The 16,081-nt window shown below is 72.4% G+C and carries 13 protein-coding genes and 1 riboswitch; of the genes, 5 read left to right on the top strand and 8 right to left on the bottom strand.

Going from position 1 to position 16,081, the window contains the following annotated elements; genetic code table 11:
- Positions 1 to 53 precede the first annotated feature (53 nt).
- Positions 54 to 791 carry a type I 3-dehydroquinate dehydratase gene (gene aroD, locus OHA37_RS07635; RefSeq protein ID WP_266903582.1) on the bottom strand — a complete coding sequence of 246 codons (738 nt, stop codon included), beginning with the start codon at positions 789 to 791 and terminating at the stop codon, positions 54 to 56.
- A gap of 266 nt (positions 792 to 1,057) precedes the next feature.
- Here aroD and OHA37_RS07630 point away from each other — a divergent pair, with 266 nt between their 5' ends.
- The gene (locus tag OHA37_RS07630; protein ID WP_243338778.1) at positions 1,058 to 1,276 is read left to right on the top strand and encodes a hypothetical protein; all 219 of its coding nucleotides are present in this window, start codon (positions 1,058 to 1,060) and stop codon (positions 1,274 to 1,276) included.
- Between the two features lie 24 nt (positions 1,277 to 1,300).
- Here OHA37_RS07630 and OHA37_RS07625 read toward each other — a convergent pair whose 3' ends face one another.
- The gene (locus OHA37_RS07625) at positions 1,301 to 1,774 is read right to left on the bottom strand and encodes a hemerythrin domain-containing protein (RefSeq protein ID WP_266903581.1); all 474 of its coding nucleotides are present in this window, start codon (positions 1,772 to 1,774) and stop codon (positions 1,301 to 1,303) included.
- Between the two features lie 30 nt (positions 1,775 to 1,804).
- Positions 1,805 to 5,422 (bottom strand): cobaltochelatase subunit CobN, encoded by a 3,618-nt coding sequence (cobN, locus tag OHA37_RS07620; RefSeq protein WP_266903580.1) that lies wholly within the window; start codon positions 5,420 to 5,422, stop codon positions 1,805 to 1,807.
- A gap of 53 nt (positions 5,423 to 5,475) precedes the next feature.
- Positions 5,476 to 5,579: riboswitch (cobalamin riboswitch) on the bottom strand.
- Between the two features lie 522 nt (positions 5,580 to 6,101).
- Between cobN and OHA37_RS07615 the strand changes: the two genes are divergently transcribed.
- Genes OHA37_RS07615 through OHA37_RS07605 form a run of 3 tightly spaced genes read left to right on the top strand, consistent with a single transcriptional unit; the run spans position 6,102 to position 9,603 of the window.
- On the top strand, positions 6,102 to 7,475 hold the full coding sequence (locus OHA37_RS07615; protein WP_266903579.1) for a cobalamin biosynthesis protein CobG: 1,374 nt from the start codon (positions 6,102 to 6,104) through the stop codon (positions 7,473 to 7,475).
- Positions 7,472 to 8,119, top strand: a complete 648-nt coding sequence (locus OHA37_RS07610; RefSeq protein ID WP_243338785.1) for a precorrin-8X methylmutase — start codon at positions 7,472 to 7,474, stop codon at positions 8,117 to 8,119. The genes OHA37_RS07615 and OHA37_RS07610 overlap by 4 nt, the downstream gene beginning before the upstream one ends.
- Positions 8,116 to 9,603: a precorrin-2 C(20)-methyltransferase gene (locus OHA37_RS07605; protein ID WP_266903578.1), complete on the top strand. Its 1,488-nt coding sequence runs from the start codon at positions 8,116 to 8,118 to the stop codon at positions 9,601 to 9,603. Before OHA37_RS07610 ends, OHA37_RS07605 begins: the two co-directional genes overlap by 4 nt.
- Positions 9,604 to 9,715: 112 nt before the next feature.
- On the opposite strand, the gene OHA37_RS07600 is transcribed toward OHA37_RS07605, so the two are convergent.
- From OHA37_RS07600 to OHA37_RS07580, 5 genes are all read right to left on the bottom strand, one after another.
- Positions 9,716 to 10,192 (bottom strand): hypothetical protein, encoded by a 477-nt coding sequence (locus OHA37_RS07600; protein WP_266903577.1) that lies wholly within the window; start codon positions 10,190 to 10,192, stop codon positions 9,716 to 9,718.
- Between the two features lie 13 nt (positions 10,193 to 10,205).
- Positions 10,206 to 10,967: a cobalt-precorrin-6A reductase gene (locus OHA37_RS07595; protein ID WP_266903576.1), complete on the bottom strand. Its 762-nt coding sequence runs from the start codon at positions 10,965 to 10,967 to the stop codon at positions 10,206 to 10,208.
- On the bottom strand, positions 10,957 to 11,706 hold the full coding sequence (gene cobM, locus OHA37_RS07590; protein WP_266903575.1) for a precorrin-4 C(11)-methyltransferase: 750 nt from the start codon (positions 11,704 to 11,706) through the stop codon (positions 10,957 to 10,959). The genes OHA37_RS07595 and cobM overlap by 11 nt, the downstream gene beginning before the upstream one ends.
- Positions 11,703 to 13,034 (bottom strand): precorrin-6y C5,15-methyltransferase (decarboxylating) subunit CbiE, encoded by a 1,332-nt coding sequence (gene cbiE / locus OHA37_RS07585; RefSeq protein WP_266903574.1) that lies wholly within the window; start codon positions 13,032 to 13,034, stop codon positions 11,703 to 11,705. The genes cobM and cbiE overlap by 4 nt, the downstream gene beginning before the upstream one ends.
- Before the next feature lie 137 nt (positions 13,035 to 13,171).
- On the bottom strand, positions 13,172 to 14,881 hold the full coding sequence (locus OHA37_RS07580) for a hypothetical protein (RefSeq protein WP_266903573.1): 1,710 nt from the start codon (positions 14,879 to 14,881) through the stop codon (positions 13,172 to 13,174).
- A 164-nt stretch (positions 14,882 to 15,045) separates the two neighbouring features.
- On the opposite strand from OHA37_RS07580, the gene OHA37_RS07575 reads away from it, so the two are divergent.
- Positions 15,046 to 16,005 carry an oxidoreductase gene (locus tag OHA37_RS07575; protein ID WP_266903572.1) on the top strand — a complete coding sequence of 320 codons (960 nt, stop codon included), beginning with the start codon at positions 15,046 to 15,048 and terminating at the stop codon, positions 16,003 to 16,005.
- Positions 16,006 to 16,081 lie beyond the last annotated feature (76 nt).

Raw genomic sequence — 16,081 nt, 5'->3', positions numbered from 1 at the left:
ATGGTGGCCGGGGAGGGGCGAAGGGTGGGTGACCCTCCCCGGCGCACGGGGACTCAGGCCCCGGTGGACTTCCGCTCGTCGAAGGACGGGTAGAACTTGCGCAGCAAGCCGAAGGTCTCGGGGAAGTCGAGCTGGCCCGGGGCGGAGCTGGCGCCGAAGAAGGAGTACGTGATCCGCGACCCGAGGGCCGGGAAGAAGACGCGCGAGACCGCTCCGGCCTCGCCCATGGCGATGACGATCAGCCGGGTGTCCTCGGCTCCGGCGCGCAGCAGCAGCGAGGCCAGCCGTCGCACGTCGCCCTCGGACCGGACCATGGTGGACACCTTGACCACATCGGCGCCGGCGCTCTTCGCGTCGTCGATGACGGTCTGGAGTTCCTCGGTGGCCGGGGTGAATTCGAAATTGTGATAGGAGACGAGCGCCACCGTGTCGTGCCGGTGGGCGGCCTCGATCACCTCGGACAGGATTTCCCCGGAGGAGAGCTCGATGTCCACGGCCTGGACCTGAGGAGCCAGCGCACGGAACAGTTCGAGGCGCTGCGCCTCGGTGCCCTTCCAGTCGCCGCCTTCGCGGGCCGACCGGATGGTGGCCAGTACCGGCAGTGTCTTGAACGCGTCCACCTGCGCCAGAACGTGGGCCGTGTCGGTCGCCGCGTACCGGTCGACGCGCAGTTCGGCCACATCGACGCCGGCGCTCTTCGCGGCGTCTGCGCGCGGCTCGGTCTCGCTGTCGTCGAAGCTGACGGCCACCAGCGGAATCCCGCCGTCGAGAAGCGCCCGCAGTGAATTCATTTCTTGGTCACAGCCTTTTCGATTCCGAAATCCGACGCGAAGTACAGGGTGAACGGGGCGGATTATACGTGGAATCGCGTGGGGCAAGGGGGGCTGCCCGCCCTTCGGTCCGCCCCCCGGTGGCCTTCGGTCTGGCCCTGGTCCGCTTCCGGCCGGGCGAGTGGTCGGGGCACTGGAAGGTCAGGGTGTCGCACCCCGGGATGCTTGTCCGATTGTTCTAGGTTTGTGCCATCAGTTCATACTTTCGAGTTCCGGGAGAGAGACTCATGGCGATCGACCTCGACAAGGTGCTGGACAAGGCGTGGGCCGACAAGCCGCTCGCGGAGGTGCTCGCGGCGCCGGTGGCCGCGCTCAAGGGCGTCACCGACAAGGACGGCGAGCTGCTGCTCGAAGCCTTCGGCGTGAAGACCGTCGCCGATTTCGGCCAGCTGAAGTACGCGCGCTGGGCGCAGGCCCTGGTGGCGCTGAACCAGACCACGAAGTAGGAGGCCGCCGGGGCGCCCCGGCCGTCACCCGGCGGGCCTCAGGTCCCCGTCGGGATGGGCCGTGCGCCAGGCCTTGATGGACAGGTCCCAATCATCGCCCGTCAGGGCGGTGAGGGACGCGGGGAAGAGGCCGTCCTCCTCCTTCGCGATGTGGTGGTGGAGCTCCTCCACCGCCCGGCGCAGCGCCGCCGTGTCCGCCGGGTCCGCCAGATCGGCGCGGGCGAGGAACGCCGCCAGTTCGCGGTGTTCCGCCACCAGCGCCGCGATGTACGGGGCGTACTCCGGGTCCCGCCCCATGACGGCGAACAAGCCGTCCTCCTCGCCCGTCCAGTGGGCGAGGAGAACGGCCGTCATCTCCGCGACGAGGGTCCGCGCCTTCGGGAGGTCCCCCGCGTCCAGGGCGCGCAGGGCGTCGCCCGCGGCGTTCGTCACCGCCTCGTGCTCGGCGATGAACTCCTTGATCAGGGGGATTTCGCGGCAGCCGCAGTAATGGCACATGCGGCTCAGTCTGATCCAGCCGGTGCCCGGTTAGTCGCTTTCGCCTTCGAGGTTGCCCTCCGTGTCCAGGTACACCTGGCGCAGCGCCTCCAGGACCTGCGGGTCCGGCTTCTCCCACATGCCGCGGGACTCCGCCTCCAGCAGTCGCTCCGCGATCCCGTGCAGGGCCCAGGGGTTGGCCTCCTCCAGGAAGGCGCGGTTCTCCGGGTCCAGGACGTACGTCTCGGTCAGCTTGTCGTACATCCAGTCGGCCACCACGCCGGTCGTGGCGTCGTAGCCGAAGAGGTAGTCGACGGTGGCGGCCAGCTCGAAGGCACCCTTGTAACCGTGGCGGCGCATCGCCTCGATCCACTTCGGGTTCACGACGCGGGCGCGGAAGACGCGGGAGGTCTCCTCGACCAGCGTGCGCGTCTTGACCGTCTCGGGCCGGGTCGAGTCGCCGATGTACGCCTCGGGGGCCGTGCCGCGCAGGGCGCGGACGGTGGCCACCATGCCGCCGTGGTACTGGAAGTAGTCGTCGGAGTCGGCGATGTCGTGCTCACGGGTGTCGGTGTTCTTCGCCGCGACCGTGATCCGCTTGTAGGCGGTCTCCATCTCCTCGCGCGCCGCGCGCCCTTCGAGGCCACGGCCGTACGCGTACCCGCCCCACACCGTGTAGACCTCCGCGAGGTCGGCGTCGGTGCGCCAGTCGCGGGAGTCGATCAGCTGCAGGATGCCCGCGCCGTACGTGCCCGGGCGCGAGCCGAAGATCCGGGTGGTGGCCCGCCGCTCGTCCCCGTGCACGGCCAGGTCGGCCTGCGCGTGGGCCCGTACGAAGTTGTCCTCCGCGGGCTCCTCCAGCGAGGCGGCCAGCCGTACCGCGTCGTCCAGCAGGCCGATGACGTGCGGGAACGCGTCGCGGAAGAAGCCCGAGATGCGCAAGGTCACGTCGATGCGCGGCCGGCCGAGCTCGGCGAGCGGGATCGGCTCCAGGCCGGTGACGCGGCGCGAGGCCTCGTCCCAGACCGGGCGGACACCAAGCAGCGCCATGGCCTCGGCCACGTCGTCGCCCGAGGTGCGCATCGCGCTCGTGCCCCACAGGGACAGGCCGACGGAGGCGGGCCATTCGCCGTTGTCCGTGCGGTAGCGGGTCAGTAGGGAATCGGCCAGGGCCTGGCCCGTCTCCCACGCGAGGCGCGAGGGGACGGCCTTCGGGTCCACCGAGTAGAAGTTGCGGCCGGTCGGCAGCACGTTGACCAGACCGCGCAGCGGGGAGCCGGAGGGGCCCGCCGGGACGAAGTTGCCGTCCAGGGCGCTGACCACGTGGGTGATCTCGTCGGTGGTGCCGGCCAGGCGCGGGACGACCTCGCGGGCCGCGAAGTCCAGTACGGCCGCCACGTCCGCCGAGTATCCGGCGGCGACCGAAGCCACCGCCTCCGGGGCCCAGTTCGCGTCCTCCATCGCCTGGACCAGCGCGCGGGCCGTCTCCTCCGCCTCGTCGGCGGTGGTGCGGGTGGCCGCGGACTCGTCGAGGCCGAGCGCTTCGCGCAGACCGGGCAGGGCCGTCGTACCGCCCCAGATCTGGCGGGCGCGCAGGATGGCCAGGACCAGGTTGACCCGGGCGTCGCCGGTCGGGGCGCCGCCCAGGACGTGCAGACCGTCGCGGATCTGGGCGTCCTTGATCTCGCACAGCCAGCCGTCGACGTGCAGCAGGAAGTCGTCGAAGCCGTCGTCGTCGGGGCGCTGCTCCAGACCCAGGTCGTGGTCCAGCTTCGCGGCCTGGATCAGGGTCCAGATCTGCGCGCGGATGGCCGGCAGCTTCGCCGGGTCCATCGCGGAGATCTGGGCGTACTCGTCGAGGTGCTGCTCCAGGCGCGCGATGTCGCCGTACGACTCCGCGCGCGCCATCGGCGGCACCAGGTGGTCGACCAGCGTGGCGTGCACCCGGCGCTTGGCCTGGGTGCCCTCGCCCGGGTCGTTGACCAGGAACGGGTAGATGAGGGGCAGGTCGCCGAGCGCGGCATCGGGGGCGCAGGACGCCGACAGGCCGGCGTTCTTGCCCGGCAGCCACTCCAGGTTGCCGTGCTTGCCCAGGTGGATCATCGCGTCGGCGCCGAAACCGCCGTCCTCGGCGCGGGCCTGGATCCAGCGGTACGCGGCCAGGTAGTGGTGCGAGGGCGGCAGGTCCGGGTCGTGGTAGATCGCGATCGGGTTCTCGCCGAAGCCGCGCGGCGGCTGGATGAGGATGAGGAGGTTGGCGCGGCGCAGTGCGGCCAGCACGATGTCGCCCTCGGGGTTCGCGGAGCGGTCCACGAACATGTTGCCCGGAGCCTCGCCCCAGTGCTCGGTGACGCTGTCGCGCAGATCGGCCGGCAGCTCGGCGAACCAGCGCTTGTAGTCGGCCGCCGGGATGCGGACCGGATTGCGGGCGAGCTGCTCCTCGGTGAGCCAGTCCTGGTCGTGGCCGCCGGCCTCGATCAGGGCGCGGATCAGCTCGTCGCCGTCGCCGGAGACCAGACCCGGGACGTCCTCGACGGGACCGAAGTCGTACCCGCCCGCGATGAGCGTGCGCAGCAGCTCCACGGCGCTGGCCGGGGTGTCGAGGCCGACCGCGTTGCCGATGCGGGAGTGCTTGGTGGGGTACGCGGAGAGGACCAGGGCGATCTTCTTGTCGCGGCGGTCGATGTGGCGCAGGCGCGCGTGGCGCACGGCGATGCCGGCCACGCGGGCGGCCCGCTCGGGGTCCGCGACGTAGGCGGGCAGGCCGTCCTCGTCCAGCTCCTTGAAGGAGAACGGGACGGTGATCAGACGGCCGTCGAACTCCGGTACGGCGACCTGCGTGGCGGCGTCGAGGGGGGACAGGCCCTCGTCGTTCTCCTCCCAGGCGGACCGGGAGCCGGTCAGGCACAGGGCCTGCAGGATCGGCACGCCGAGGGCGGCCAGGGCGCCGGCGTCCCAGGACTCGTCGTCACCGCCGGCCGAGGCGGTGGCGGGCTTGGTGCCGCCTGCGGCCAGGACGGTGGTGACGATCGCGTCGGCGGACGCGAGCTGCTCGATCAGCTCCGGCTCCGGGGAGCGGAGGGAGGAGACGTAGAGGGGGAGCGCCTGGGCGCCGTGGGCCTCGATCGCCTCGGAGAGGGTGTGCACGAAGGCGGTGTTGCCGCTCATCTGGTGCGCGCGGTAGTAGAGCACCGCGATCCGGGGGCCCTCGGTGATCTGGGGGGTGCGCTCCAGCGGGCCCCACGTGGGGGAGGCCGCCGGGGGCTCGAAACCGTGGCCGGTCAGCAACACGGTGTCGGAGAGGAAGCGGGCGAGCTGCTCCAGGTTGGCCGGGCCGCCGTGGGCGAGGTAGCCGTGCGCCTCGGCGGCGATGCCGATCGGGACGGTCGAGGCTTCCATCAGCTGGGCGTCGGGGGCCTGTTCACCGGTCAGCACGACCACCGGGCGGGTCTGGCCGGAGGCCAGGAGCAGGTCGAGGCCGTCCTGCCAGGCGCGCAGGCCGCCGAGGAGGCGTACGACGACCAGGGTGACGCCGTCCAGGAGACCGGGCAGGTCGTCGAGGGGAAGGCGGGAGGGGTTCGCGAAGCGGTACGGGACGGGAGCGTCACCGGCGTTCGCTGCGCGGGCGCTGAGCAGATCGGTGTCGGACGTCGACAGCAGCAGGATCATGCGGCGGCAGGCCTTCCTCGGGGTTTCCGCGCCCCGGGCAGTGAGGACGGCGGGAGTTCCTGACTCATCCGGTGCGGCTCGCTGCCGCGCGGATTCACAGTGGCGGGACCGCGCCGGATTCGCACCGGGCTTCCTCCCATGTCGCCGTCCTCGGCGATGGCGGGCCTGTTGGCCGCCTTGGACTCATCCTAGGGGGCCAGGTCCCCGGCCGGGAGCGGGGGCCCTCCAGGGGCCGTGGGCGCCCCGGGTGCGGCGCCGTCGCCGGGGGGCCGGCCCCCGGCCCCCCGCTCCTCAAACGCCGGAGGGGCTGGAATTGCTCTGCGGGCAGGTGCAATCGGAGGTCGGCCACATCCAGCCTCGCCGGCGTTTGAGGCGCGGGGTCTGAGGCGGAGCCCCAGGGGGTCCGGGCGCAGCCCGGGCCCCTGCTTTCAGCCCGTCCGGCGTTTGAGGACCGGGTCAGGGCCGGCCCGGGGAACGGTGGAAGGGCGGGTGGGGGAGTTCGCCCCGCGCAGCGGCACGCGGGCGTCCCGGCGGGTCCGGGTGGTCCGGAGGGTTCGGGCGGAGCCCGGACGGTTTCCGCGGAGGCGGGCCGTGGGCTGGATTCGGGCAGCCGTCAGGCTGGAACGGGGTGGTGTGGGCCACAGGGGGTGGGCGCAGAATCGTGGGTATGCTCGCCGCCATGCCCACGCCCCCCTCCGCCGCAGTGCGGGACGAACCCGTCATACGGGATCGCGGCGACGCCTGCCCCGGCGCGCTGCGCCTGCATGCCGCCGATGACGGGTACCTGGCGCGGGTGCGGATCCCGGGGGGTCTGCTGAGTGCCCGGCAGGCCTCGGTACTGGCGCTCGCCGCCGACCGGTTCGGGGACGGGCACCTGGAACTCACCTCGCGCGGGAACGTGCAGCTGCGCGGGCTCGCCGAAGGCTGCGGCGCCGGGCTGGCGGAGCTGCTGGACGGAGCCGGGCTGCTGCCCGCCCCCGGCCACGAGCGGATACGGAACATCGTGGCGACCCCGCTGTCCGGGATCCTGGGCTCCGAGCGGCCCCATGTCACCCCCTGGGTGGGGGAGTTGGACCGGCTGCTGTGCGCGAGCACCCGCGCGGCGGCCCTGTCCGGACGGTTCCTGTTCGCCATCGACGACGGGCGCGGGGACGTCGCCGCGCTCGACCCCGATGTCACCGTGCTCGGCCGACCGCGGGGCCGGGCACTGGTCCGCCTCGGCGCGGCACGGGGTGCCGTCGAGGTGGACGCCTCCGACGCGCCGCGGGCCGCGCTGCTCGCGGCCGAGTACTTCCTCGACTCCGCGGACGCCGCCGGCACCCGCGCCTGGCGGGTCTCCGAACTCCCCGCCGTACACGCCCTGGACACCGGGGAGTTCGCCGTACGGCTCGGCGCCGCCGGTATCGCGGCGGCCGTCGTTCCCGAGGTGGCCTGGCCCTACGCGCCGCCGCCCGCACCGTGGGGACCCGGCACCGGTGACCGGACGCCGCTGTGCGTCCTGCCCCCGCTCGGCCGGCTCACCGCCGGCCAGTGGCGGGTGCTGGTGAGCGTCGCGGACGCAGGTGAGGGCGAGGAAGGCGACGGCGAGGCGGGCGACGGCAAGGCGGGCGACGGCGAGCTGCGGATCACCCCGTGGCGGAGCATCGTCCTGCCCCGGGCGAGCACCCGTAGGCCCGTCGACGGCTACGCGCAGCTCGTGGCCGCCGGCCTGTCCGTCGCGCCCGACGGCCCCTGGGAATCCGTCACCGCCTGTACCGGGCGGCCGGGCTGCGCCAAGGCGCTGTCCGACGTACGCGCCGACGCGCGGGCCGTAGTGGACGCGGCCGGCGAGGCTCCGGCCGCCGGGCCCGCCGGGCCCGCCGGCGCGCCCGTGCACTGGTCCGGGTGCGAGCGCCGGTGCGGGCATCCGCGCGGCGCCGCCTGGGTCGACCTCGTCGCCACCCCCGACGGGTACCGGCTCGACGGGCGCCCGGTGCCGTCCCACGAACTTGCCCAGGCCGTCGCCGACGCGCGCAGCCAACCCCGAGTGTCCGAAGACGCAGTGAAGAAATGAGCGAGTACACCGTGTTCGAGTACGAGAAGGACGGCGCCGAGATCTACCGCCAGTCCTTTGCCACGATCCGCGCCGAGGCGGACCTCTCCGGGCTGCCCGCCTCGGTCGCCCAGGTCGCGGTGCGCATGATTCACGCCTGCGGGATGACCGACCTGACCCGGGACCTGGGCTACTCGCCCGAGGTGGTCCTGCGGGCGCGCGCCGCCCTGGAGGCCGGTGCGCCGATCCTGTGCGACGTGCAGATGGTCGCCAGCGGGGTCACCCGCAAGCGGCTGCCCGCCGACAACCAGGTGATCTGCACCCTCTCCGACCCGGCCGTGCCGGAACTCGCCGCGAAGATGGGCACGACCCGCAGCGCCGCCGCCCTCGAAGTCTGGCGGGACCGGGGCCTGTTGGAGGGCTCGGTGATCGCCGTCGGGAACGCACCGACCGCGCTCTTCCGGCTGCTGGAGATGATCGAGGAGGGCGCCCCGCGCCCCGCCGCGGTCATCGGGGTCCCCGTCGGGTTCATCGGCGCCGCCGAGTCCAAGGACGCCCTCGCCGAACACCCCTCCGCGCTCGACCACTTGATCGTCCGTGGCCGGCGCGGCGGCAGCGCCATGGCCGCGGCCGCCGTCAACGCCATCGCGAGCGTGGCCGAATGAGCACCGGACGCCTTTACGGAGTCGGGCTCGGGCCCGGCGACCCCTCGCTGATGACGCTGCGCGCCGTCGAGGTGATCGCGGAGGCCGACGTGGTCGCGTACCACTCCGCCCGCCACGGCCGCTCGATCGCCCGCTCCATCGCCGCGAAGCACCTGCGCGCCGACCACATCGAGGAGCCGCTGGTCTACCCGGTCACCACCGAGACCACCGACCACCCCGGCGGCTACCAGGGCGCGATGGAGGAGTTCTACGAGGCCTCCGCCGCCCGGCTCGCCGTCCACCTGGACGCCGGCCGCACCGTCGCCGTACTCGCGGAGGGCGACCCGCTCTTCTACAGCTCGTACATGCACATGCACAAGCGGCTCTCCGACCGGTACGAGACCGAGGTGATCCCCGGGGTGACCTCGGTGAGCGCCGCCGCCGCCCGGCTCGGCATGCCGCTCGTCGAGGGCGAGGAGGTGCTGACGATCCTGCCCGGCACCCTCTCCGAGGAGGAGCTCACGGCCCGCCTCGCCGCCACCGACTCCGCGGTCGTGATGAAGCTCGGCCGCACCTTCCCCGCCATCCGGCGGGCCATGGAGAACAGCGGCCGGCTCGCCGAGGCGCGCTACGTGGAACGCGCGACGATGGCCGGCGAGCGGACCGGAGTCCTGGCGGACACCGACCCGGACTCCGTGCCGTACTTCGCCGTCGCCGTGGTGCCCAGCCGGATCGGCAACCCCGGCAGCGTGCCGTCCGGACCCGGTGAGGTCGCCGTCGTCGGCACCGGCCCGGCCGGACCGCTGTGGCTGACCGCCGAGACCCGGCGGGTGCTGGCCGACGCCGAGGTGCTGGTCGGATACACGACGTACCTGGACCGGGTCCCGGTCAAGCCGGGCCAGATCCGGCACGGCTCGGACAACAAGGTCGAGTCGGAGCGCGCCGAGTTCGCCCTCGACCTGGCCCGGCGCGGCAAGCGGGTGGCAGTGGTCTCCGGCGGCGACCCCGGGGTCTTCGCCATGGCCACCGCCGTCCTGGAGGTCGCGGGGCAGCCCGAGTACAAGGACGTGCCCGTACGGGTCCTGCCCGGGGTGACGGCCGCCAACGCGGCGGCCGCCGCGGCCGGAGCCCCGCTCGGCCACGACTACGCCACCATCTCCCTCTCGGACCGGCTCAAGCCCTGGGAGGTCATCGCGGAGCGACTGCGCGCGGCCGCCGCGGCCGATCTCGTACTGGCCCTGTACAACCCGGGCTCCCGCAGCCGGACTTGGCAGGTGGCCCAGGCCCGCGAACTGCTCCTGGAGCTGCGCGCACCACAGACCCCGGTGGTCGTGGCGCGCGACGTGGGCGGGCCGGAGCAGTCGGTCCGCATCGTCACGCTGGCCGAACTGGAGCCGTCCGAGGTGGACATGCGGACGATCCTGCTGATCGGCTCCTCGCAGACCCAGGTGACCGAGCGTCCCGACGGGTCACGGGTGACCTGGACCCCGCGCCGGTACGGGTGATCCCGGTCGGTTGACGAAGCGAGGGGGCCCGGGGCGGAACGCCGCGCCGGGCCTCCGGCGTTGCCGGGGCCGGTGGCCGGTGGCCGGCCGTGGGGCGCGGCCGGTCGTCGCGTCATGTCGAGACTTCCACGGCCGCCGGGCGGGGGAACGGCATCATCTCCCACCCCGTCGGCCAGTCCGTTCCGCGCTCCTCGCAGGCCTCGACCTCCAGGCGCCGGGGAATCCGCCACTTCCACCAGCCGGCGGTCGCCTCGGGGCGCCCTGGCCACGGAACCGTCGCGAGGCGGTAGCGCTCGTCCGCGCTGTCGAGTTCCGGCTGCCTGATCGCGCGGACCCGAGGGGGCAGCAGCGGCCAGATCCGGGCGAGCGCGGCCCGGCACGCGAGGTCGTTGTCGAGTTCGGGAGCACACCATCCGTAGCCCTCCTCGACCTCGTCCACCAGGTCCTTCCACCGCTGGAGGAGGTGGTCGAGGGAGGGGGCCGGTCCGCCGCGCGCGGGCCCGGGGAGGGAGGAGAGGGCGGCTCCGACGGCCTCGTACTCCGCGGCGCTCAGAACGACTTCGCCGCCGTGCTCTTCTTCCGGGTCCATGGGCCGAGGGTAGTCAGCGAGACAACCAGTGGCACACCTCGTCGACCGACCCGGTCCGCGGGACGCCCTCCGGGACCGGCGGACGGCGGACGACCAGGACCGGGATGCCGGCGTCGCGGGCGGCCGCGAGTTTGGGGGCGGTGGCCGAGCCGCCGCTGTCCTTGGTGACCAGGAGGTCGATGCGGTGGCGGGCCAGGAGGGCCTGTTCGTCGGCGAGGGTGAACGGGCCCCGGGCCAGAAGCACTTCGAGGCGCGGCGGTACGGGCCCCGCCGGGGGGTCCACCGAACGCACCAGGAACCAGGGCTCGGTGAGGTGCGCGAAGCTGTGCAGTCCCATCCGGCCGGTGGTCAGGAAGGCGCGGGTGCCGAGGCCGGGGAGAAGAGCGGCCGCCTCCGTGAGGGAGTCCGCGAAGTGCCAGTCGTCCCCGGGGCCCGGGGACCAGCCGGGACGGCCCAGGGCCAGGAGGGGGACGCCCGAACGGGCCGCCGCCCCGGCCGCGTTGAAGCTCATCCGCTCCGCGAAGGGGTGCGTGGCGTCGACCAGGTGCGTGACCCCGTGCGCGGTGATCCAGGCCGCCAGCCCGTCGGCACCGCCGAAGCCGCCGATCCGGGTCTCGCCGGGCGGGAGCACCGGGGCGGCGACCCGGCCGGCCAGGGAGGTGGTCACCCGGGGGGAGTCCGGGGCGACGGCCAGCGCCTCCGCCAGGCGGCGGGCCTCCGTGGTGCCGCCGAGGATCAGGACGTGCGGACCCGGGCCGGTCGGATCAGCAGGCATGCCGGTCGCGCTCGGCGGAGTACAGGTGGCTGTCGCGGAACTGTTCGGCGCCCAGGGTGCGGCCCACCAGGATGACGGCGGTGCGGACCAGCCCGGCCTCCTTCACCTGGGCGGCGATGTCGGCCAGCGTTCCGCGCAGGATCAGCTCGTCGGGGCGGCTGGCCATCGCGACCACCGCCGCCGGGCACTCGGCCCCGTAGTGCGGCAGGAGTTCGTCCACGACCCGGTCGACGTAGCGGGTGGCCAGGTGCAGCACCAGCAGCGCCCCGCTGCGGCCCAGGGTGGCGAGGTCCTCGCCGGGCGGCATCGGCGTGGCCTGCTGGGAGATCCGGGTCAGGATCACGGTCTGGCCGACGGTGGGGACCGTCAGCTCCCGCTTCAGCGCGGCGGCCGCCGCGGCGAAGGCGGGGACGCCGGGGACGACCTCGTAGGGGATGCCGGCCGCGTCGAGCCGCCGCATCTGCTCCGCTACGGCGCTGAAGACGGAGGGGTCGCCGGAGTGGAGCCGGGCGACGTCCTGGCCGGCCGCGTGCGCGCGTACGCACTCGGCGATGATCTCGTCCAGGTTCAGCTGCGCGGTGTCGATCAGGCGGGCGTCCGGCGGGCATTCGGCGAGCAGTTCGCGCGGGACCAGGCTGCCCGCGTAGAGGCAGACGGGGGCGGCGGCCAGCGTCCGGGCGCCGCGCACCGTGATCAGGTCGGCGGCGCCGGGGCCCGCACCGATGAAGTACACGGTCATATCGTCTGGTCCACCATTTCGGGCTTGGGCTTGGGCTGGTCGGTCTGGTCGGTCTGGTCGGTCTGGTCGAGCTGGGGATGGGGGCGGGACGGGTGCGGCTTGGTGACCGTCCACTGGGTGACGGGCATCGCCTGGCGCCAGCCCGTGAAACCGCCGACCGGCACGGCGTGCGCGACGGCCAGTTTCACCAGCTCGCCGCCGTGGCGGCGGTAGCGGTCGGCGAGTACCGCCTCCGACTCCAGGGTGACGGTGTTGACGACAAGCCGGCCGCCGGGAGCCAGTGCCTCCCAGGCCGCGTCGAGCAGGCCCGGCGCGGTCAGGCCGCCGCCGATGAACACCGCGTCGGGGGCGGGCAGACCGGCGAGCGCGTCGGGTGCGGAGCCGGTGACCACGCGCAGGCCGGGCACGCCGAGCGCGGCCGCGTTACGGGTGATCCGCGCGGCCCGCTCCGTCACCCGCTCCACGGTCACCGCCCGGCAGGAGGGGTGCGTGCGCATCCACTCGATGCCGATGGAGCCGGAGCCGCCGCCGATGTCCCACAGCAGTTCACCGGGGGCGGGGGCGAGGGCGCACAGGGTGGCGGCGCGGACGTGGCGCTTGGTGAGCTGGCCGTCGTGCTCGTAGGCGGCGTCGGGGAGACCGGGGGTCGCGCCGAGCCGGGGGGTCTCGGCGCGGGGGTCGCGGCGGCAGTCGACGGCGACCACGTTGAGGGGGTCGCCGGGCGGGTGTTCCCAGCTCTGGGCGAGGCCCTCGTACGCGTCCTCGTGCTCGGAGCCGAGCTGTTCCAGGACGCGCATCCGGCTGGGGCCGAAGCCCCGCTCTCGAAGCAGAGCGGCGATCTCGTTTGGGGTCGGTGCTCCGGCGCTCAGCACCAGGACCCGGCGGCCCTCGTACAGAGCGGCCGAGAGGCGGGCCACCGGGCGGCCGACCACCGTGACCACCTCGGTGTCCTCCACCGGCCAGCCGAGGCGGGCGCAGGCGTAGGAGACGGAGGAAGGGTGCGGCAGGACGTGCAGGGCGTCGGGGCCGAGCTCCTCGGACAGGGCGCGGCCGATCCCGTAGAACATCGGGTCGCCGCTGGCCAGCACCGCGATGCGGCGGCCCGCGTGCTCGGCCATCAGCTTCGGCACGGCCGGGCGCAGCGGGCTGGGCCACGCGACCCGGATGCCGCCGCATTCCCCGAGGGGGAGCAGGTCCAGCTGCCGGGGCCCGCCGATCAGCACCTCGGCCCCGGCCAGCGCGGCCCGGGCGGGGGCGGTCAGCCCGTCCCAGCCGTCGGCGCCGAGGCCGACGACCGACACGGGTACGGGGGGCGGTGCGGAGCTCACTGGGTGGACCTCGGGGTACGGAAGCGGGTGGACCCGCAGCCTACTGGGCCCGCCCCGCACCCCCGGCGGGCGGCCCCGGCGGCCAGAGCCGGAACTGCTGGCGCTGCCGCCGGCGAAGGATCTGCGGTCACTGCCGGCTAGCGAAAGAAGAGCCAATCTGCCAGGTACCGCGCAATCAGGCTTACGGACAGAATTGCCGTCAGCGTACCGATGAGAATGACGTGCCGATCCTTGCGTGCATACGGTCCCTTCGCCTGCTTGTAAAGCCCTATGATTTCGTCGTTCGTGATCTCTTCAGTCAAAGAGTTGATCTCCTCTGTGGAACGCTCTCTGGTTGGTGTTGCGCCATGGTCTCCGAGAACGGTCTGGGTGAGTCGATACGACTGCTGGAGCAGATCGCGCACCGCCAGGTTGTCTAGCGCGTTCAAGGTTGTCCGTACGCGTTTTGATCGTTCGACCAAGGCCGGCCAGTCCTGACCGTGACCAAGTTCGGGGATTTGTTCAATCGAGACGATGGCGCCGGCACTTGAGAATCCGGGGGAAAGTAGAAGTTGGATGGCGCGCTTTCGGGCCATTGAATTTGCATTTCCGAGCAACTTGAGCACTGTGCGCTGAGCGCCCCGAAGGCGAAGGGGGATGAGTTCGCCAAACCCGCGCCAACCAGGCTCTGGCGCGGTGAATGGCTGCGAGGCGTCGACCACCAGGATCAGCCCTGGCTTGTCCGTGCCGGCAATTCTGGGCAGGTCTGGGTAGCGGGTATCTTGCGCGAGGAGTGCGAAGGCTGTGCCCAGGTTGTCGCAGACTCCGCCGTCAACGAGGGTGAGATCGTCGCGAACCCACAAGGTCCGAGCGCACAGACTTGCCATGGCCGCCCCGCCCAACACCATGGCTGCGAAGATCGGCACTGTACTTCGCCAGTTCTCGTTGTCGCTCAGCGGTCCAGCGAGTCTCATCGCAAGCGCTGACAGAATTACGCCAACCCCAATGAATCCTGCCAGTCCTACGAGCAGGCGTCTTCCGTAGTGATGGACCCGCGGCTGCCTGGCTGGGGGAATTCCTGAAAGTCCGAGCTCGGTGCGCCGGAAGACGACCGGTCTGAATCCTGGAAAGCAGGCGGAGGCTGTCACGACGTCCGAGAGGAATACGTTCGGGTTCCGCCCAGTCCCATCCGGTGTGAGAATGTGGCCAGGCGTGAAATATACATGGGATCCTGAGCTGAGGTCGGTAGTGCAGAAGATTCGCCGCGTAGATTCATCTTGTGCAATGTCTTCCAGGGTTGTTCCTGCTCTTGATCCGATGGTTCCGCGAACCTGTGAGACGAGTGTTTCCACGGCCCGCTGGACTGCGTACCAGCTTCGGGGGATGGCGGTGAGTGCAAGGGGGCTATGCGTGGCGAAGAGGAAGAACACTCCGGAGAGGATGAATGCGGCGAACCAGATTACTTTCTGTGATTCTTCTCGCGGATCCGGAAAAGCGAGAAACAGGAGAAGCAGAGCCGCGAGTCCCAGCGGGAGTGGTTTGAGCATCGAGATCAGGTACTCGGTGGCGATCACTCGGGTCTGCACGAGCCCGGCCAGGAGGCGGACGCGTTGCCCCATGGGGTCGGGCTCGTCGCTCGTGGGCTCGGCGAACCCCCCTACCGTCACGGCGGACGTGATGCTGCCTCCCGACACGGAGCTGACCGACGCCACGGAGGAACGGAGCGAAGAGTCGGCAACGGCGAGCAGGGAACCAGCCGCGAACACGGCCGCCCTGTAGCCACCTCCGGACAGTGAAATGGTGATCCAGGTCGGAGCGGAGTGGTCTGCGCTGCCCTTTTTCGAGGCCGGCTCGCTGTGCATGCTCACGCCGCCCAGTCTGGCCGGAGGCGTGCTGCGTCCACACGTAGGCGGGACCGCTTGTTCATCCGTCCTGGCGGCGGCATTCAGCCGCATTCGATTTCGGGCGGGGCTCCGGGAGTAGGGTGCGGGGGCCGGTGGGCCGTGGGGGCGCCGGGACGGGAGGAGCTGCCATGGCGGGCTGGAAGGCTAGCCGGATGCCGGATCAGAGCGGGCGGGCGGCCATCGTCACCGGAGGCAACAGCGGGATCGGCTACGCCGCCGCCAGGGAACTCGCGCGCCACGGCGCCTCGGTGGTGCTGGCCTGCCGGAGCGCGGCCCGGGGGCGGGCCGCCGAGGTCGCTTTGCGGGCCGAACTGCCCGGCGCTGATGTGGAGTTCATGGCGTTGGACCTCGCAGAGCTGCGCTCCGTGCGGGAGTTCGCTGCCGCGTACGGGCGGCGCCGGGGCGGGGCCCTTGATCTGCTCGTCAACAACGCCGGCGTGATGGCCCTGCCGTACGGGCGGACCGCCGACGGGTTCGAGACGCAGTTCGGGGTCAATCACCTCGGTCACTTCGCCCTCACCGGACTTCTGCTGCCCCGGCTCCTCGACGCCCCGCCCGGAGCCCGGATCGTCAACCTCTCCAGCGGCTTCCACGTCTTCGGGGACGTGGACCACGAGGACCTCAACGGCGAGCGGAACTACCGGCGTTGGATTGCCTACGGCCGTTCCAAAACCGCGAACCTGCTCTTCACCCACGAGCTCGCCCGGCGCCTCGCGAGCGCCGGATCCGGGATCGTCGCGGCCGCCGCCCACCCCGGCTACTCCTCCACCAACCTGCACGTCGCGGCGGCCCCGCAGGCGGGCACCACCCTCACCTCGCGGCTCGCGGTCGCCGCCAACGGCCTCGGCGTCGTCATCGGCAACGGGGTCATCGCCCAGTCCGCGGCCTCCGGCGCGCTGCCCACCCTGTACGCGGCCACCGCGCCCGGGGTCCGGCCGGACGAGTTCATCGGGCCGCGGTTCAGCGTTCGCGGCGCGCCGCACCGCTCCTGGCGGGCGAAATGGACCCTGGACGACAAGTCCGGCGAACGGCTCTGGGCCGCCTCGGAAAAGCTCACCGGAGTCTCGTACGCGTCTCTATCGCGCTGAATCCCCGGGGGCTAACTTGCTACTCGCCAGTCACTTCAGGCTGCCGAGTCCGAGTCCCGAGTCGCGTCACGCCGCA

This window comes from Streptomyces sp. NBC_00335 (assembly GCF_036127095.1).
In the GTDB taxonomy this organism is placed as follows: Bacteria; Actinomycetota; Actinomycetes; order Streptomycetales; family Streptomycetaceae; genus Streptomyces.
Note: the sequence above shows the minus strand (reverse complement) of the source record. Positions and strands in the feature narration are given on the sequence as shown.

Coding starts and splice junctions, on each gene's coding strand:
- aroD (WP_266903582.1), bottom strand. CDS start 791: ATGAATTCACTGCGGGCGCTTCTCGACGGCGGGATTCCGCTGGTGGCC.
- OHA37_RS07630 (WP_243338778.1), top strand. CDS start 1,058: ATGGCGATCGACCTCGACAAGGTGCTGGACAAGGCGTGGGCCGACAAG.
- OHA37_RS07625 (WP_266903581.1), bottom strand. CDS start 1,774: ATGTGCCATTACTGCGGCTGCCGCGAAATCCCCCTGATCAAGGAGTTC.
- cobN (WP_266903580.1), bottom strand. CDS start 5,422: ATGATCCTGCTGCTGTCGACGTCCGACACCGATCTGCTCAGCGCCCGC.
- OHA37_RS07615 (WP_266903579.1), top strand. CDS start 6,102: ATGCCCACGCCCCCCTCCGCCGCAGTGCGGGACGAACCCGTCATACGG.
- OHA37_RS07610 (WP_243338785.1), top strand. CDS start 7,472: ATGAGCGAGTACACCGTGTTCGAGTACGAGAAGGACGGCGCCGAGATC.
- OHA37_RS07605 (WP_266903578.1), top strand. CDS start 8,116: ATGAGCACCGGACGCCTTTACGGAGTCGGGCTCGGGCCCGGCGACCCC.
- OHA37_RS07600 (WP_266903577.1), bottom strand. CDS start 10,192: ATGGACCCGGAAGAAGAGCACGGCGGCGAAGTCGTTCTGAGCGCCGCG.
- OHA37_RS07595 (WP_266903576.1), bottom strand. CDS start 10,967: ATGCCTGCTGATCCGACCGGCCCGGGTCCGCACGTCCTGATCCTCGGC.
- cobM (WP_266903575.1), bottom strand. CDS start 11,706: ATGACCGTGTACTTCATCGGTGCGGGCCCCGGCGCCGCCGACCTGATC.
- OHA37_RS07575 (WP_266903572.1), top strand. CDS start 15,046: ATGGCGGGCTGGAAGGCTAGCCGGATGCCGGATCAGAGCGGGCGGGCG.